This is a genomic window from Merdimmobilis hominis (assembly GCF_016901855.1).
In the GTDB taxonomy this organism is placed as follows: Bacteria; Bacillota; Clostridia; order Oscillospirales; family Ruminococcaceae; genus Paludihabitans.
The window spans coordinates 1-14,825 of record NZ_JACJKY010000005.1 but is presented as its reverse complement, the minus strand read 5'-3'; the positions used below and the strand labels follow the sequence as shown (position 1 = coordinate 14,825).

At 52.6% G+C, this 14,825-nt stretch carries 16 protein-coding genes; 4 read left to right on the top strand and 12 right to left on the bottom strand.

Annotated features, from left to right (window positions below):
* Positions 1-23: 23 nt before the first annotated feature.
* The 12 genes from H6A12_RS04065 to H6A12_RS04010 form a co-directional block, all read right to left on the bottom strand.
* Positions 24-1,619 carry an FAD-dependent oxidoreductase gene (locus H6A12_RS04065; RefSeq protein WP_204445043.1) on the bottom strand — a complete coding sequence of 532 codons (1,596 nt, stop codon included), beginning with the start codon at positions 1,617-1,619 and terminating at the stop codon, positions 24-26.
* A gap of 14 nt (positions 1,620-1,633) precedes the next feature.
* Complete coding sequence (locus H6A12_RS04060) at positions 1,634-2,308, bottom strand: 4Fe-4S dicluster domain-containing protein (RefSeq protein WP_204445040.1); 675 nt, start codon at positions 2,306-2,308, stop codon at positions 1,634-1,636.
* Between the two features lie 20 nt (positions 2,309-2,328).
* Positions 2,329-3,156: an FAD/NAD(P)-binding protein gene (locus H6A12_RS04055; protein WP_204445038.1), complete on the bottom strand. Its 828-nt coding sequence runs from the start codon at positions 3,154-3,156 to the stop codon at positions 2,329-2,331.
* Positions 3,157-4,185 carry a 4Fe-4S dicluster domain-containing protein gene (locus H6A12_RS04050; protein WP_345941220.1) on the bottom strand — a complete coding sequence of 343 codons (1,029 nt, stop codon included), beginning with the start codon at positions 4,183-4,185 and terminating at the stop codon, positions 3,157-3,159. It abuts the gene before it with no gap.
* On the bottom strand, positions 4,182-5,159 hold the full coding sequence (locus tag H6A12_RS04045; RefSeq protein WP_204445035.1) for a 4Fe-4S dicluster domain-containing protein: 978 nt from the start codon (positions 5,157-5,159) through the stop codon (positions 4,182-4,184). Before H6A12_RS04045 ends, H6A12_RS04050 begins: the two co-directional genes overlap by 4 nt.
* Positions 5,144-5,590: a hydrogenase iron-sulfur subunit gene (locus H6A12_RS04040; RefSeq protein ID WP_204445033.1), complete on the bottom strand. Its 447-nt coding sequence runs from the start codon at positions 5,588-5,590 to the stop codon at positions 5,144-5,146. Before H6A12_RS04040 ends, H6A12_RS04045 begins: the two co-directional genes overlap by 16 nt.
* Positions 5,581-7,572, bottom strand: a complete 1,992-nt coding sequence (locus tag H6A12_RS04035; protein ID WP_204445030.1) for a CoB--CoM heterodisulfide reductase iron-sulfur subunit A family protein — start codon at positions 7,570-7,572, stop codon at positions 5,581-5,583. Before H6A12_RS04035 ends, H6A12_RS04040 begins: the two co-directional genes overlap by 10 nt.
* A gap of 15 nt (positions 7,573-7,587) precedes the next feature.
* The gene (locus H6A12_RS04030; protein ID WP_204445028.1) at positions 7,588-7,974 is read right to left on the bottom strand and encodes a 4Fe-4S dicluster domain-containing protein; all 387 of its coding nucleotides are present in this window, start codon (positions 7,972-7,974) and stop codon (positions 7,588-7,590) included.
* 13 nt (positions 7,975-7,987) lie between these two features.
* Complete coding sequence (locus H6A12_RS04025) at positions 7,988-8,773, bottom strand: CoB--CoM heterodisulfide reductase iron-sulfur subunit B family protein (protein WP_204445025.1); 786 nt, start codon at positions 8,771-8,773, stop codon at positions 7,988-7,990.
* A 43-nt stretch (positions 8,774-8,816) separates the two neighbouring features.
* Positions 8,817-10,193: a class II fumarate hydratase gene (fumC, locus tag H6A12_RS04020; RefSeq protein ID WP_204445023.1), complete on the bottom strand. Its 1,377-nt coding sequence runs from the start codon at positions 10,191-10,193 to the stop codon at positions 8,817-8,819.
* A gap of 112 nt (positions 10,194-10,305) precedes the next feature.
* On the bottom strand, positions 10,306-11,253 hold the full coding sequence (locus H6A12_RS04015) for an L-lactate dehydrogenase (protein ID WP_204445020.1): 948 nt from the start codon (positions 11,251-11,253) through the stop codon (positions 10,306-10,308).
* Entirely contained in the window at positions 11,250-11,561 is a 312-nt protein-coding gene (locus tag H6A12_RS04010; RefSeq protein ID WP_204445018.1) for a hypothetical protein, read from the bottom strand. The genes H6A12_RS04015 and H6A12_RS04010 overlap by 4 nt, the downstream gene beginning before the upstream one ends.
* A gap of 18 nt (positions 11,562-11,579) precedes the next feature.
* Here H6A12_RS04010 and H6A12_RS04005 point away from each other — a divergent pair, with 18 nt between their 5' ends.
* The 4 genes from H6A12_RS04005 (at position 11,580) to H6A12_RS13390 (ending at position 14,745) form a co-directional block, all read left to right on the top strand.
* Complete coding sequence (locus H6A12_RS04005; RefSeq protein ID WP_204445016.1) at positions 11,580-11,819, top strand: FeoA family protein; 240 nt, start codon at positions 11,580-11,582, stop codon at positions 11,817-11,819.
* A gap of 40 nt (positions 11,820-11,859) precedes the next feature.
* Positions 11,860-13,917 carry a ferrous iron transport protein B gene (gene feoB / locus H6A12_RS04000; RefSeq protein WP_243415292.1) on the top strand — a complete coding sequence of 686 codons (2,058 nt, stop codon included), beginning with the start codon at positions 11,860-11,862 and terminating at the stop codon, positions 13,915-13,917.
* Positions 13,918-13,981: 64 nt separating this feature from the next.
* On the top strand, positions 13,982-14,344 hold the full coding sequence (locus H6A12_RS13395) for a DUF134 domain-containing protein (protein ID WP_243415291.1): 363 nt from the start codon (positions 13,982-13,984) through the stop codon (positions 14,342-14,344).
* Positions 14,341-14,745: a NifB/NifX family molybdenum-iron cluster-binding protein gene (locus H6A12_RS13390; RefSeq protein ID WP_243415290.1), complete on the top strand. Its 405-nt coding sequence runs from the start codon at positions 14,341-14,343 to the stop codon at positions 14,743-14,745. Before H6A12_RS13395 ends, H6A12_RS13390 begins: the two co-directional genes overlap by 4 nt.
* Positions 14,746-14,825 lie beyond the last annotated feature (80 nt).

Genomic DNA, 14,825 nt, shown 5'->3' with positions numbered 1-14,825 from the left:
AATATACCCCTTTTGTCAGTTGATTACTTTCTGCGCGCGTAGTTCGGCAGCAGTTTCGGCGAAACAACATCGGTTTTGATGCCTGCTTCTGCCTGCTCTTTTGCAAATTTGTTGACGTGCTCCAGTGTCAGCGCACCGAGTGTGACGTCTTTCGATTTGCTCGAAGCGTTTTTGCCTGCGTTTCTGCCGAATACGATGATGTCGAGCAGAGAGTTGCCCATCAGACGGTTTCTGCCGTGGATACCACCAACAGCCTCGCCTGCAACGTACAGGTTCTCGATGTTTGTCATGCCGTCTGCTGTAATATCAAGTCCACCGTTCTGATAGTGCAGCGTCGGGTATACAAGGATCGGCTCTTTACGGATATCGATGCCGTATTTGCCGAACATACGCATCATTGCTGGAATGCGTTTTTCGATTGTGCCTTCGCCGTTTTTGAGCTCAATCATCGGGGTGTCGAGCCATACGCCGATGCCGTCCGGTGTGTGCACGCCGTTACCACGGTCAGAGCACTCGCGGATGATCGATGCAGCCGAAACGTCACGGGTTTCCAGCGGATGCATGAATGCTTCGCCGTTGACGTTAATCAGTTTTGCGCCCAGCGAACGAACTTTCTCGGTAACGAGTGCGCCGAAGATCTGCTCCGGATATGCAGCGCCGGTCGGATGGTACTGCAGGGTGTCTGCATACAGCAGTTTTGCGCCTGCACGATAGCCGAGCACCAGACCGTCTGCGGTTGCACCGTAGTGGTTCGAAGTCGGGAATCCCTGGTAATGCAGTCTGCCTGCACCTCCGGTTGCGATGATGACGGTTTTTGCACGTGCAATCAAAATCTCATGTGTTTCCATGTTCATGAGAACTGCGCCTGCTGCTTTGCCGTTTTCATCGAGAATCAGCTCGATTGCTGCGGTGAAGTCAACCACCGGAATCTGACGGTTCAACACTTCGTCGCGCAGGGTACGCATGATCTCTGCACCGGAGTAGTCTTTTGCAGCGTGCATACGTTTTCTCGATGTACCGCCGCCGTGTGTGGTGATCATGGTGCCGTTTTCATCTTTATCGAATTCAACACCCAAATCATTGAGCCACTGGATTGCCTCCGGTGCCTCGTTGACGAGTTTAAACAGCAGTTCCGGTTTTGCAGCAAAGTGGCCGCCGCCGAATGCATCCAAATAGTGGATTGCCGGGGAGTCGTTTTCTTTGTCTGCTGCCTGGATGCCGCCCTCTGCCATCATGGTGTTTGCGTCACCGATGCGCAGTTTTGTGACGATCATTGCGCTTGCGCCGTTGTTGTCTGCTTCGATTGCAGCCGATGCACCTGCACCGCCGCCGCCGATGACCAGAACGTCCACGTCATAGTCGACTTTGGAAAGATCGATCTCTGCCGGGTTTACGCGGCTGTTTGCCTGAAGCAGTTCAGCCAGCTCAGTCGGCACTTTTTCGCCTTTGTTTGCGCCGATCTGCAGTACTGCAAATTCGCCCTGTTTATAGTCCGGGTGGTATGTTGCAAGGAGAGTTTCTTTCTCTTCAGCGGTCATTCTTCTGGGTTCCAAAACCGCATTTGCACTTCTTGCCGCTTCCACTTTTTTCATGGACTCAAGCATTTCATTCGTGTACATCTTGCTTCTCTCCTTTACTTCTCGATTTCTCTTGTGTTGTACAGCTCTTTGATCTCTTCGATCGGTTTCTGCATCAGCGCTTGAATCAGGTCGATGAATTTGCCGTCTTTGATCTCCTGCACACGGTTTTCAAGGTGTGCGGATTTCGGTGCCAGGTATTTGCCGTTTAAACGTCTTGCAAGCAGTGCAACCTGCGGATGCGAGATGCCTGCCGGACAACGCGACGAACAAACGCCGCACATAACGCAGTCAAACGACTCTTCTGCACATTTTTCGTACTCGCCGCGCTGTGCATATGCAATGTACTGCATAACGTCAAGGCCCTGTGTGCAGGCTTTGGTGCAGGCATTGCAGCCAATGCAGCTGTAGATCTCCGGATAGAGCTGCATCATGATCTGCTCGGTCGGACGGATCTCTTCGATGTTATACACTTCTTTGACCAGCGGGAAGAACGGCAGTGTTGCCACATACATATTCTCCTCAACCTTTGTCTGACATGCCAGACAAGCTTTCAGCTCGCGCTCGCCTTTGATGCGGTAAATGGTTGCACAAGCACCGCAGAAGCCGTTACGGCAGCCGCAGCCGCGTACCAGCTGATATCCTGCATACTCAAGCGCACCCATAATGGTGAGGTTTTCGGGCACTTCATACTGTTTGCCCATCAGAAAAACATGAACCATCTTTTCCATTTCAGCACAACTCTCCTTTATTAGTATTCATTCGGAAGTTCATCGAGTTCATCAAAACGGAACACCGGACCGTCTTTGCAGACATATTTGTCACCGATGTTGCAGCGGCCGCATTTGCCGACGCCGCATTTCATCCGCAGCTCCATCGTGGTATAAACCTGTGTTTCGGTGAAGCCTAATTCTTTTAATCCTGCCAGTGTGAATTTAATCATGATTGGCGGACCGCAGAGCAGAACGGTTTTGTTAAGATCCGGATTCAGTTCTTTTACAAAGTTCGGAACGAAACCGACGTGGCCGTCCCAGCCCTCTTCCTCACGGTCGATGGTGAGGTTTACTTCGACGCCTGTGTCTGTCATCCATTCGTTGATGATCTCCTGATAATCAACGAGGTCTGCTTTCGAACGGGAACCGTAGATGATCTGAACGCTGCCGTACTGATCGCGTTTGTCGCGGACATAGTTGATGACCGAACGAAGCGGCGCCAAACCGATACCGCCGGCGATGAACAAAAGATCTTTGCCTTTTAATGCAGTTTCCACCGGGAACGCGTTGCCGTACGGACCGCGGACGGTGACCTGCTGGCCCGGCTCCATCATGTGGAGCCAAGTGGTCAGACAGCCGCATTTTTTGATGCTGAATTCCATGAATTCTTTGTTTGTCGGCGACGAAGTGATCGAGAACATCGCTTCACCGACACCCGGAATCGACACCATTGCGCACTGACCGGGCATATGCTCAAACAGTTTGTTTCCGTCGAGGCCGACGACGCGGAACGTTTTGACATCCGGTGTATCAATGCGGATATCGGTTACGACGCCGACTTTCGGAATCAAAGTTTCCTGAATCATTTATGCTTCCTCCCCCAATGCTTTGATAACTTTTGCAATATTCATTGAAATCGGGCATTTTGTGAGGCACCGGCCGCATCCGACACAGCTGTAGATGCCCTCGTTGTTCGACGGGTAGTACACAAGCTTGTGCATGAAGCGCTGACGGAACCGCTCTACCTGGGTAAGACGCGGGTTGCCGTGCGCCATACGGGTGAAGTCGGAATACATGCAGCTGTCCCAGCAGCGATAACGTTTAATACCGTGGCCGGTATCAAAGTCGCGGATGTCATAGCACTGGCAGGTCGGGCACACGAATGTGCACGAGCCGCAGCCAAGGCATGCTTCGGACAGGTCTTTCCAACGGTTCGAATCAAACAGTTTCAAGAGATTTTCCGGTTTGAAGTTCGAAAGATCAAGCGAGCCGAGCGGCAGTTTTTTGAGGATCTCTTTGACCTCTGCCTGCTGTGCTTTCACTGCCTCGTCATCGCTTTCTGCAAGCAGCTTAGAAACAGAGGAAAGGAATGCTTCGCCTTTTTCGGTATTTGCCGAGAGATACAGGTTCTCGCCTGCAATCCAGCCGCTCACGTCGCCTGCCGGATTGGTCGGATCGATGCCGAACACGGTGCAGAAGCAGGTTTCCTCCGGACGGGTGCATGCCAGTGTGACAATGACACCGTGATCGCGGCGGTTTTTATAGTAGGAGTCAACCGGTTCAACCAAGAAGACGCGGTCTAAAATGTCAAAGCTTCTTGCGTCGCAGGCACGCACGCCGAACACCACGAAATCCTCCGATTCGGTGCGGGTGTCAATGACTTCGATCGTTTTGCCTTCCATTTTGAAGTCGACCAGGTTCTCGGTCTGCGGGAAGAAGAAGTCTTTTGCACTTCTTGCGGTGTTGAGCGCGTTCGAAAGCGTCACACCTTCGTGCCAGACTTTATACTCTGCCTGGCCCGATGCTTCATCGTCCACCGGCAGGTACAGTTTGCGGGTGCTTGCCACTGCCGCAAACAGATCGTTTAATTTGGAAACAGGAAGTGTAAACATCATTGTTTTCCTCCTCTTTCATAGACAATGCTCGGCTCGACGTCCTCAGTGGTGAACGTGTTGAGCGGTGCGCGCTCGTCTGCGTTCTCGCCTGCCTGATATTCGCCGTACAGCTCGTTGATGTCTTTGATGAATTTCCGGTTCAAAAGGTGGAGCGGAATGTTCTGCGGGCAGACACGCGAGCATTCGCCGCAGTCGGTGCAGCGTCCTGCCACGTGGAATGCACGGATGATATGGAACATATTCTCCTCAAACGAATCGGAAGCGCCTTTGTTGAATGCGCCGGACTGCTCGTTGTCGAACACGCATTTTTCGCACGAACAAGCCGGACATACATTGCGGCATGCGTTGCAGCGGATGCAGCGGGACAGCTCGTTTCTCCAGAATTCGAAACGCTCGTCCGGTGTCATCGCTTCAATTTTCTCCACCATGTCAAACCGGTGGTTGTCTGCAACAACGTCGCCCTCTTCGCCTAACAGCTCATCGTAAACGACGTGTTTTTTGCTCTTGCAGTTTGTGCAGCGTTCGCTCATTGCGTCCGCTTTGCTCATTGTGCTGTCGCCGTACAGAGTTTTCACCGTAACGGTTTCGCCGTCGCTTGTCATGCTGCAAATACCGGTCAAACCGGTTGCTTTGACCGTGTCAACGTCGACTTTGCCGTCGCACGGAACACCGATCACATACACGTTTTCACGCAGGATGCGGTGCTCTTTTAACAGCTGGCTGAAGCTGTAGGTATCGCACGGTTTTAAGAATACGAGCGTTTTGCCCTCTTTTCTCGACTGTGCGATCATGTATTTCGAGAGATTGGCCTCGCACAGGTCGTTATACAAAAACGCGCTGTCGAGCTCCTCGGCAGTTGTGAACACGCCCGGAGTGATGTCATAATCGAATTCGCCGGCTTTCCAACCGACCACACGAGCAACTTCACCGCTTGCGAGCAGTTCTTTTGCGCGTTTGATCATTTCGCTTTGCATCTCAAGTCCTCCAATCTCTTGTTCTCGCCGAGTTTTGTGACGGTTGCCACAAAGTCATTCATCGTTGCGGCAAATTTTGCGCCCTCTGCCGCGGATACCCACTCGACACGGGTACGCTCTTTTTCAATGCCCAGATAGTCGAGCATCGAGAATAAAAGCGTCATTCTTCTTCTTGTATAGTAGTTGCCGGTGGTGTAGTGGCAGTCGCCCGGATGGCAGCCGCACAGGATGACACCGTCTGCACCGCGCTGGAACGCACGCAGGATAAACATCGGATTGACACGGCACGAGCACGGTACGCGGATGATTTTGACGTCAGCCGGATATTGAAGACGGTTTGTACCTGCCAAATCGGCGCCTGCATACGAACACCAGTTGCAGCAGAATGCAACAATTTTCGGTTTGAATTCGTTTGTTTCTTTTACTTGCATATTGCGTCAACCTCCGCCATGATCTGACTGTTCGAGAAGCCTTTAAGGTCCATTGCGCCCGACGGACAAGCAACTGTACAAGCACCGCAGCCCTGGCAGACTGCTTCGTTGACGGATGCCACGCGGCGGATTGCAGTGGTACGGTCCGGCATTCTGAACTCTTTGTCGGAATATGTGATCGCACCGTACGGACAAACTTTTTCACACGACGAGCAGCCATTGCACATCAGTTCGTTTGCCTGTGCGACACACGGGTTGCAGGTCAGTTTGTCTTTTGCAAGCAGGCCGATGACTTTTGCAGCGGCAGCACTTGCCTGCGATACGGTTTCCGGAATATCTTTCGGTCCCTGGCACACACCAGACAGGAAAATGCCGGCTGTCGGGCTTTCCACCGGACGCAGTTTCGGGTGCGCTTCGGTGAAGAAGTCGTTGGTATCCATGCTTGCGGTCAGCATGGTTGCAAGCGAACGTGCCGATTTGTCCGGCTCGATTGCAGCAGCCAAAACGACCAGGTCTGCATTGATGTGGAGCTGTTCGTTCGACAACAGGTCAGACGCCTGCACCATCAATGTACCGTCGGAACGCGGAACCACTTTGCCGACCATGCCTTTGATGTAGTGCACGCCGTATTCCTCAACAGCACGGCGGTAGAACTCGTCGAAGTTCTTGCCCGGGGTACGCACGTCGATATAGAATACATACACATCGGTATCCGGATATTTCTCACGGGTGAGCATTGCATGTTTTGCGGTGTACATACAGCAGATCTTCGAGCAGTATGTTTTGCCGCAGCCCGAAGTGTCACGGCTGCCGACACACTGAACGAACACGATCGTGTGCGGATGTTTGCCGTCGGACGGGCGGAGCAGTGTGCCGGAAGTCGGGCCTGCTGCGTTGGTCAGACGCTCGAATTCGAGCGAAGTGATGACGTCCTTGCTCTGCGAGTAGGAGAACTCATCGAAGTTGTCGAGTTTGATCGGGTTAAAGCCGGTTGCAACGACGATTGCGCCGTATTTTTCCTCGACGATGGTATCCTGCTGTTTGTAGTCGATTGCGCCGACGGTGCAGAATTTCGAGCAGACGCCGCATTTGCCGTTTTTGAGCATGTTGCAGTAGTTTGCATCGATCGTTGCAACTTTCGGCACAGCCTGTGCAAACGGGATGTAGATGGCACGGCGGTTGTCCATGCCCATGTTGAATTCGTTCGGCACGTTTTTGACCGGACATTTCTCGGTGCAGATGCCGCATCCGGTACATTTGTCCTCGTCAACATAGCGTGCTTTTTTCTTAATTTTTACGGTGAAGTTGCCGACAAAGCCTTTGACGTCTTCGACTTCACTGTACGAATAGATTTTGATTTTCTCGTTCTGTGCACAGTCGACCATTTTCGGGGTCAGGATACATGCCGCACAGTCGAGTGTCGGGAACGTTTTATCGATCTGGGTCATTTTGCCGCCGATGGTCGGCTGTTTCTCGACGATGTCGACCTCAAAGCCAGCCTCTGCGATGTCGAGTGCGGTCTGGATGCCGGCAATACCGCCGCCGATGACGAGCGCACGTTTGACAACCGGGCTTTCGCCTGCAATAAGCGGTGCATTCAAGTGCACTTTTGCAACTGCCGCTTTACCGAGGATGACTGCTTTTTCGGTTGCACTCCAGATATCCTTGTGAATCCACGAGCACTGCTCACGGATGTTTGCGATCTCCACCATGTAGGGGTTGATGCCTGCTGCCTGTGCCGCTTTGCGGAAGGTTGCCTCGTGCATACGCGGCGAACACGAACAGACGACAACACCGGTCAGTCCATATTCTTTAATGGAATCTTTAATCAGGTTTTGTCCCGCTTCGGAACACATGTACTGATAATCCGTGGAGAAAACGACACCCGGCTCGCTTTTTAACGCTTCTGCAACGGCTTTGACATCAACGGTTGCCGCGATGTTTGTGCCGCAATGGCAGACAAATACGCCAATTTTCTGCATTTGTTTGTCTCCTCCTTATTTTGTGTACTTGCGGAATGCGCTGACGATTGCCTGCTGCGGAAGCTCTTCGTCCAAAAGCTGTGGCAAATCGCCTTTTTTCATGTGGTTCTTGTCCTGCTCACGGATGACGGTCAGGCGCACTGCTTCGATCAGTTTTGCCGGCTGCACATCACGCGGACACCGCTCCACACACGCAAAGCAGGTCAGACATTTATAAATGGAATCCGACGACAAAAGCGGTTCGATGTTGCCGCTCTCCACCATGTAAACAAACTGGTGCGGATGATATTCCATCTCGTCATACGCCGGACAGGTTGCGGAACATTTGCCGCAGCGCATACATTTGCGGGCATTCACGCCGCTGATTCTGAGAATCAGCTCTTGTTTGTCCTGTTTTTGCATCTGCCGACCCTCCTTAATCTTTCACGCCGAGCGCCTCTGCCAGGAGCTCTGTGAAATAGTACACCGGCACGTCATAGCCGTCGGTGTTTTGATTCAAGTTGTAAAGGCACAGCGGACATGCAGTGATGAGCATATCTGCACCCATGTCTTTTGCGTTTTCAAGCACTTTGCCGCTTCTCTTGTTGGCAAGGGCTTTGTCCTCGAGTGTGACATAGCCGCCGCAGCACTCGTTGCGCATCGGATAAATGACCGGTGTGCCGCCGATTGCACGGATGAAATCCTCCATGATTTTCGGATTTTCCGGATTGTCCATCTTTAATACTTTGCCCGGACGGAGCAGAAGGCAGCCGTAATATGCGCCGATTTTTTTGCCGGTGAACGGGTTTTTGACAAGCTCTTTGATCTTATCAAAGCCCACTTTGTCACGCAGCATCTCAAGATAGTGGATCACGTTTGTTTCGCCGTGATATTCCTCAGAAAGCTCTAAATAGCGGTTTGCTTTGCCTGCGATCTCCTCGTCGGTTGCCATGTCGTTGTTGACCTGTTTCAACACATTATGACATGCCGAGCAGAGCGTCACAAGATCTTGTCCTGCCGCTTTTGCAGCAGCGAGTGCACGCACCGACGACAGCTTTGTTGCAATCTCGTCTTTTGCGATCGGATACACACCGCCGCAGCACTGCCAGTTCGGAATTTCCTCGAGCGTGATGCCCAGTGCCTCAGCGCTTTTGCGGCCGTAGCGATCCAAGTCTTTCGCTTTTGTTTTGAGCGTGCAGCCAGGATAATAACTTAAAATCATGATTGCATTTCCTTTCTCATTTTCCTGCGGTTGCGTGCAGACCTCAGATCATCTGCTCCGGATGGAACACTTCGTCAAACCGCTCTGCGGTCAAAAATCCGAGTGCCACACACGCCTCTTTGAGGGAAATGTTTTCTTTATATGCTTTTTTCGCTGTTTTTGCAGCGTTTTCATAGCCGATGTACGGGTTTAAAGCGGTGACGAGCATCAGCGAGTTATGCAGGTTGTGGTGCATTTTCTCGCGGTTTGCTTTGATGCCGACTGCGCAGTTGTTGTTAAACGAAACGATCGACTCCGCCAAAAGTCTTGCCGACTGTAAGAAGTTATAGATGCAGACCGGCATGAAGACGTTTAACTCAAAGTTGCCCTGGGAAGCTGCCATGCCGACTGCAACGTCGTTGCCCATGACCTGAACGGCAACCATGGTAACTGCCTCACACTGTGTCGGGTTGACTTTACCCGGCATGATCGAGGAGCCCGGCTCGTTTTCCGGAATGAAGATCTCGCCCAGGCCGTCACGCGGGCCGCTTGCGAGCCAACGCACGTCGTTTGCGATTTTCATCATGTCCGCAGCGAGTGCTTTGAGTGCGCCGTGTGCAAAAACGAGCTCGTCTTTGCTGGTGAGCGCGTGGAATTTGTTCGGTGCGGTCACGAATGTTTTGCCGGTGATCTCGGAAACGGCTTTTGCGACCTCAACGTCGAAGCCTTTCGGGGTATTTAAGCCTGTGCCGACTGCGGTGCCGCCGAGTGCCAATTCTTTTAACTCCGGCAGTGCGATCTCGAGCATTTTTTTGTCTTTTTCAAGCGACGAACGCCAGCCGCTGATCTCCTGTGTAAAGGAAATCGGGGTTGCATCCTGCAGGTGGGTACGGCCGCTCTTTACGATGCCTTCGTTTTCTTTTTCAAGACGTTTGAAGGTGTCGATGAGCATATCGATTGCCGGGAACAATTTGTCCTCGATGGCAATGACAGCCGAGATGTGCATTGCGGTCGGGAATGTGTCGTTCGACGACTGGCTCATGTTGATGTCGTCGTTCGGGTGCAGCAGTTTTTTGCCAGCGAGTTCGTTGCCGCGGTTTGCGATAACCTCGTTTGCGTTCATGTTCGACTGCGTGCCGCTGCCGGTCTGCCATACAACGAGCGGGAAGTGCTCGTTTAAGCTGCCGCTCATAACCTCGTCACAAGCTTTGGTGATGACTGCGAGTTTTTCGTCGGTCATTTTTTCCGGTTTTAATGCATGGTTTGCAATCGCTGCTGCTTTTTTGAGCACGCCGAATGCGTGGGTGATTTCGCGCGGCATGGTTTCGATGCCGACGCCGATTTTAAAGTTTTCGTGGCTGCGTTCGGTCTGTGCCGCCCAGTATTTGTCGGCAGGAACCTTTACTTCGCCCATGGAGTCATGTTCAATGCGATATTCCATCGGAAATCTCTCCTTACATTGTTTTTATAAACCCGCATTGGCGCTGCAGAAAATCCACAGCGCCAACACTGCGGGAAGCCTCAAATTCTCATTTGAAGTTCCCGTTTGTTTTTCAGATATCGAGCTGTTTGATGACGTCTTTTAAGCAGTTTGCGCTCTTTACCATCAGCTCTTTTTCGTGGTCGGTCAGCGGTGCGATGATCTTGCCTTTGATGCCGGTTCTGCCAACGATGGTCAGCATGCTCATGCAGACATCTTCAATGCCGTATTCGCCGTGCATCATGGAGGAAACGGTCATGGTGGTATCGGTGCCGCTTAAAATGGATTTACAGATGTGGCTGACCGAAACTGCGACCGCATAGAAGGTTGCACCTTTTCTTGCGATGATTTTTGCACCCGATTTGCGGATGTAGTTCTCCACGTCGTCGAGGTTGATTTCCGGCATGATTTTGCCCTGGTCGGTCAGACATGCGCTGTACTGGTCGATCGGCACGTTCGAGATGTTGCCCAAAGACCACGGAACGAACGAAGAATCACCGTGCTCACCGAACACATATGCGTGAACGTTCTGCTGGCTGATGTTATAATATTCAGCCAAACGCGAACGCAGACGTGCGGTATCCAAAATGGTGCCCGAACCGATGATGCGCTCTTCCGGCAGACCTGCGGTTTTGCAGAACTGATAGGTCAGAATATCGACCGGGTTCGAAACGATGACATAGATTGCATTCGGTGCATATTTGACAATCTCCGGAATGATGGTTTTTGTGATGTTGACGTTTGTCTGGGTGAGGTCCAAACGAGTCTGGCCCGGTTTTCTTGCAACACCCGAGGTCAGCACGACGATGTCAGAATCCTTTGCATCCTGATAGCTGCCCGCATAGATGGAAACCGGAGAACAAAACGGTGTACCCTGACGGATGTCGAGCGCTTCGCCCAGAGATTTCTCGGCATTGATATCGACCATGACGATCTCCGAGGTGATGCCGCTGACTGCCAGTGTGTAGGCAATCGTTGAACCGACGCTGCCTGCGCCGACAATAGTAATTTTACTGCTCATAAAATTCTTCCTTTCACTGTTTCTCTGATGTAGACGCTGCCCGGCTTGCGTTGCTGCAAAGGGAGCGATTCATTCGTTTGCCTGCCAACAGGCAGAATTCGCCCTGTGACGTGCATTCTGAAAACATTATACCATACGACTGTTAAAAAATAAACAGAATATTTTGGATTCCGCCACGTTTCGCGCCGAAACTTTTTATTTTTTTTCGGTTTTTTTCGTACGGATGCGCCAATCCGCATGCTGTGCACCACTTTTCCCCTGCTTGAATAGGATAAATCAAACAGCTTGCTGTTTTTACGTTTGATCATTCAGGAGGTTTCATATCCATGAATACGATTGCACTCTGCGATTTAAAACCGGGACATCACGGCACCATCTGCGCCATGCCAAACGGCGGCTCGTTTTCCCGCCGGCTCGAAAGCTTAGGCTTTACAAAAGGTGCTTGCGTCACCTGCCTGCAAACCGCCAAAAGCGGCGATCCGTCCGCCTTCTGGGTGCGCGACACCGCCGTTGCACTGCGAAAGTGCGATGCAAAAGATATTGCCGTTTCCGTTTTGAATGCATAAAACCCGCACCGGCTTCGGTGCACAAGGAGGCGTTCTCTGCATGAAAAAAGAACCATCCGCACCGTTTACGGTTGCACTTGCCGGCAATCCGAACGTCGGCAAAAGTACATTGTTCAACGCGCTGACAGGGCTTCATCAGCACACCGGCAACTGGCCGGGCAAAACGGTCGCCTGCGCAAAGGGGATGTGCCAAATCGGTGCGCACACAGTTGAGCTTGTCGATCTGCCGGGTACCTATTCGCTCTCGGCGCGCTCTCCCGAAGAGGAAATTGCACGCGACTGCCTGCTGTTTACGCCGCTTGACTGCATTGTCGTTGTCTGCGATGCAACCGCCATTGCCCGCACGGTCGGTCTTGCACTGCAGACACTTCCGTTTTCAAGCCGTGTGATCGTCTGTGTAAACTGCATGGATGAAGCGCGCAAAAAAGGAATTTCCGTCGATCTTTCAGCACTTTCCGACCTGCTCGGCGTGCCGGTCGTCGGTGTCTGCGCGCACAAAAAACGCACGTTTGCACCGCTGCTTGACGCAGTCGAACAGATGCTTTTGCAAGAAACCGTCCCCGCGCCAAAGCCTGTGCGGCTCTCGCCCGATCTGCAATCCGCGGTCGATGCGCTTGTTCCGTATTTTGCTGACACGCCGCATCCGTTTTTGTTTGCGCAGTGGGCACTCACCGACGAACCGCTTCCCGCAGCGTATGCGCCCTATTTTACACCGGAAATCAAGGAAGAAGCCCTGCGTCTGCGGCAAGCACTCGAAAAAACAGGCATCACGGATCCTGCGCAGGCCGTCACCCGCTGTTTTGTACTGCATGCAGAGGAACTGTTTCTCTCATCAGTCAAGGTCAAGGCACCGGGACAGCCGCGGCGTGACCGGCTGTTTGACCGCATTTTTTTAAACCGGAAAACCGGTGTGCCGGTGATGCTCCTCCTTTTAGGGCTGATTCTCTGGATCACGGTCGCTGGCGCAAACATTCCGTCCGGATGGCTTTCACAGCTGTTCAGTACTTTGGGCGACTGGCTTCGTACTCTGTTTCTTTCCTGGCAGGCGCCTGCGTGGCTCACCGGTTTTTTGCTAGACGGCGTATATGGGACGCTTACATGGGTGATTGCGGTGATGCTTCCGCCGATGGCAATTTTCTTCCCGCTGTTTACGCTTCTTGAGGATTTCGGCTATCTGCCGCGCGCGGCGTTTCATCTCGATCATGCGCTGTGCCGTGCCGGTGCATGCGGCAAACAAGCGCTCACGATGTGCATGGGCCTTGGATGCAATGCGGCGGGTGTTGTCGGATGCCGTATCATCGACACAAAACGTGAGCGCATCATCGCGATTCTCACAAACAGTTTAATGCCATGCAACGGCCGGTTCCCGACGCTTTTGACGATCACGGCGGCATTTTTCTCGCCTGCCATTCCGGCGCTGCAAAGCGCGGTCGGTGCGGCATGGCTCGTGTGCTTTTTGGTACTTAGCGTGATGATGACGCTTTTGCTCTCGAAGCTTTTATCTATGACGCTCTTAAAAGGTGAGCCGTCGTCATTTGTACTGGAACTGCCGCCCTACCGCCGCCCGCAGCTTAAAAAAATTCTGGTGCGTTCGCTGTTTGACCGCACGCTAAAAGTGTTGTGGCGCGCGGTGTGCGTGGCGGCGCCTGCCGGTGCTGTGATTTTCCTGCTCGCGAACATTACCGTCGGCGAACAGACGCTTCTCTCTCACATGACCGCATTCTTTGACCCGATCGGATGGTTTTTCGGGCTGGATGGCACGATTCTGCTCGCATTTCTGCTCGGATTTCCTGCAAACGAGATCGTTCTGCCGATTATTCTGATGGGATACCTTTCCTCAGGCACGCTTGTTTCGGTCGAAAACGTTTCTGCACTCTCGGCGCTCCTTTTGCAAAACGGCTGGACGCTTCTGACTGCGATGAACATGATTTTGCTGTGCCTGTTCCACTTCCCCTGTTCGACGACTTGCTTAACGATCAAAAAAGAAACCGGTTCGATAAAACTCACATTGCTTGCATGGGTTTTGCCCACCATCGCCGGCCTCTCCCTCTGCGCAATCCTCACCTGGACCGTGCGGCTGATTGCATGGATGTTCTGACGCTTGACACGGCGGCTTCTCCGATATATAATTGACATATGTCAAAAACAAAGGAGGAAACACGATGCCGCGTCCGCAGAAATGCCGCTTGGTGTGTGCCATGCCGAACACGAACCGTTTTTCGCCCGACCGGGTGCAAAACGAAGAGCCTGTCATCCTGCGGCTGGATGAATATGAAGCAATCCGGCTGATTGACTACGCAGGACTGACGCAGGCGGAGTGCGCTGTGCAGATGGAGATTGCCCGTACAACGGTGACCGCCATCTATGACAGTGCACGCAGAAAGCTTGCGCAGTCGATTGTGGAGGGACGGCCGCTCACGATTGCAGGCGGAAACGTGCAGATGTGCAAACGGCGGGCACAGGGACACTGCACTCACTGCCGCTGTCATCGTGTTTTTGCAAAAGGAAAGGATTCGATCTCATGAAACTGGCATGTACGTATGAAAACGGCAATATCTTTGGTCATTTCGGCCACTGCGAGCATTTTAAAATTTACGAAATTGAAAACGGCGAAATCACCCAGAGCGTTGTGGTGAGCACGCTTGGAAACGGTCACAGTGCGCTGGCGGGCTTTTTGCAGGCAGCAGGTGTGACCGCGCTCATTTGCGGCGGCATCGGCGGCGGTGCAAAACAGGCACTTGCAGCGGCAAACGTCACCGTTTACGCAGGATGCAGCGGAAATGCTGACGAAGCGGTTCGCGCGCTCTTAAATGGCTCACTTGTGTGCAACAACAATGCAACCTGCTCGCATCACCACAGCCACGGCGAAGGCCACACCTGCGGTGAGCACTCATGCGGCACCTGCGGTGGGCAACTCGCGCACTAAGTTTTTTACAGAAAAAGAACTTTTCTTCCCGCGCCGAGAATGACCATGATCAACACCATCCCGCACCAAACGGTGCGGGA

Bases quoted from the DNA above. Each gene is read 5' to 3' on its own strand.
- H6A12_RS04065 (WP_204445043.1), bottom strand. From the start codon at position 1,619: ATGTACACGAATGAAATGCTTGAGTCCATGAAAAAAGTGGAAGCGGCA.
- H6A12_RS04060 (WP_204445040.1), bottom strand. From the start codon at position 2,308: ATGGAAAAGATGGTTCATGTTTTTCTGATGGGCAAACAGTATGAAGTG.
- H6A12_RS04055 (WP_204445038.1), bottom strand. From the start codon at position 3,156: ATGATTCAGGAAACTTTGATTCCGAAAGTCGGCGTCGTAACCGATATC.
- H6A12_RS04050 (WP_345941220.1), bottom strand. From the start codon at position 4,185: ATGATGTTTACACTTCCTGTTTCCAAATTAAACGATCTGTTTGCGGCA.
- H6A12_RS04045 (WP_204445035.1), bottom strand. From the start codon at position 5,159: ATGCAAAGCGAAATGATCAAACGCGCAAAAGAACTGCTCGCAAGCGGT.
- H6A12_RS04040 (WP_204445033.1), bottom strand. From the start codon at position 5,590: ATGCAAGTAAAAGAAACAAACGAATTCAAACCGAAAATTGTTGCATTC.
- H6A12_RS04035 (WP_204445030.1), bottom strand. From the start codon at position 7,572: ATGCAGAAAATTGGCGTATTTGTCTGCCATTGCGGCACAAACATCGCG.
- H6A12_RS04030 (WP_204445028.1), bottom strand. From the start codon at position 7,974: ATGCAAAAACAGGACAAACAAGAGCTGATTCTCAGAATCAGCGGCGTG.
- H6A12_RS04025 (WP_204445025.1), bottom strand. From the start codon at position 8,773: ATGATTTTAAGTTATTATCCTGGCTGCACGCTCAAAACAAAAGCGAAA.
- fumC (WP_204445023.1), bottom strand. From the start codon at position 10,193: ATGGAATATCGCATTGAACATGACTCCATGGGCGAAGTAAAGGTTCCT.
- H6A12_RS04015 (WP_204445020.1), bottom strand. From the start codon at position 11,253: ATGAGCAGTAAAATTACTATTGTCGGCGCAGGCAGCGTCGGTTCAACG.
- H6A12_RS04010 (WP_204445018.1), bottom strand. From the start codon at position 11,561: ATGATCAAACGTAAAAACAGCAAGCTGTTTGATTTATCCTATTCAAGC.
- H6A12_RS04005 (WP_204445016.1), top strand. From the start codon at position 11,580: ATGAATACGATTGCACTCTGCGATTTAAAACCGGGACATCACGGCACC.
- feoB (WP_243415292.1), top strand. From the start codon at position 11,860: ATGAAAAAAGAACCATCCGCACCGTTTACGGTTGCACTTGCCGGCAAT.
- H6A12_RS13395 (WP_243415291.1), top strand. From the start codon at position 13,982: ATGCCGCGTCCGCAGAAATGCCGCTTGGTGTGTGCCATGCCGAACACG.
- H6A12_RS13390 (WP_243415290.1), top strand. From the start codon at position 14,341: ATGAAACTGGCATGTACGTATGAAAACGGCAATATCTTTGGTCATTTC.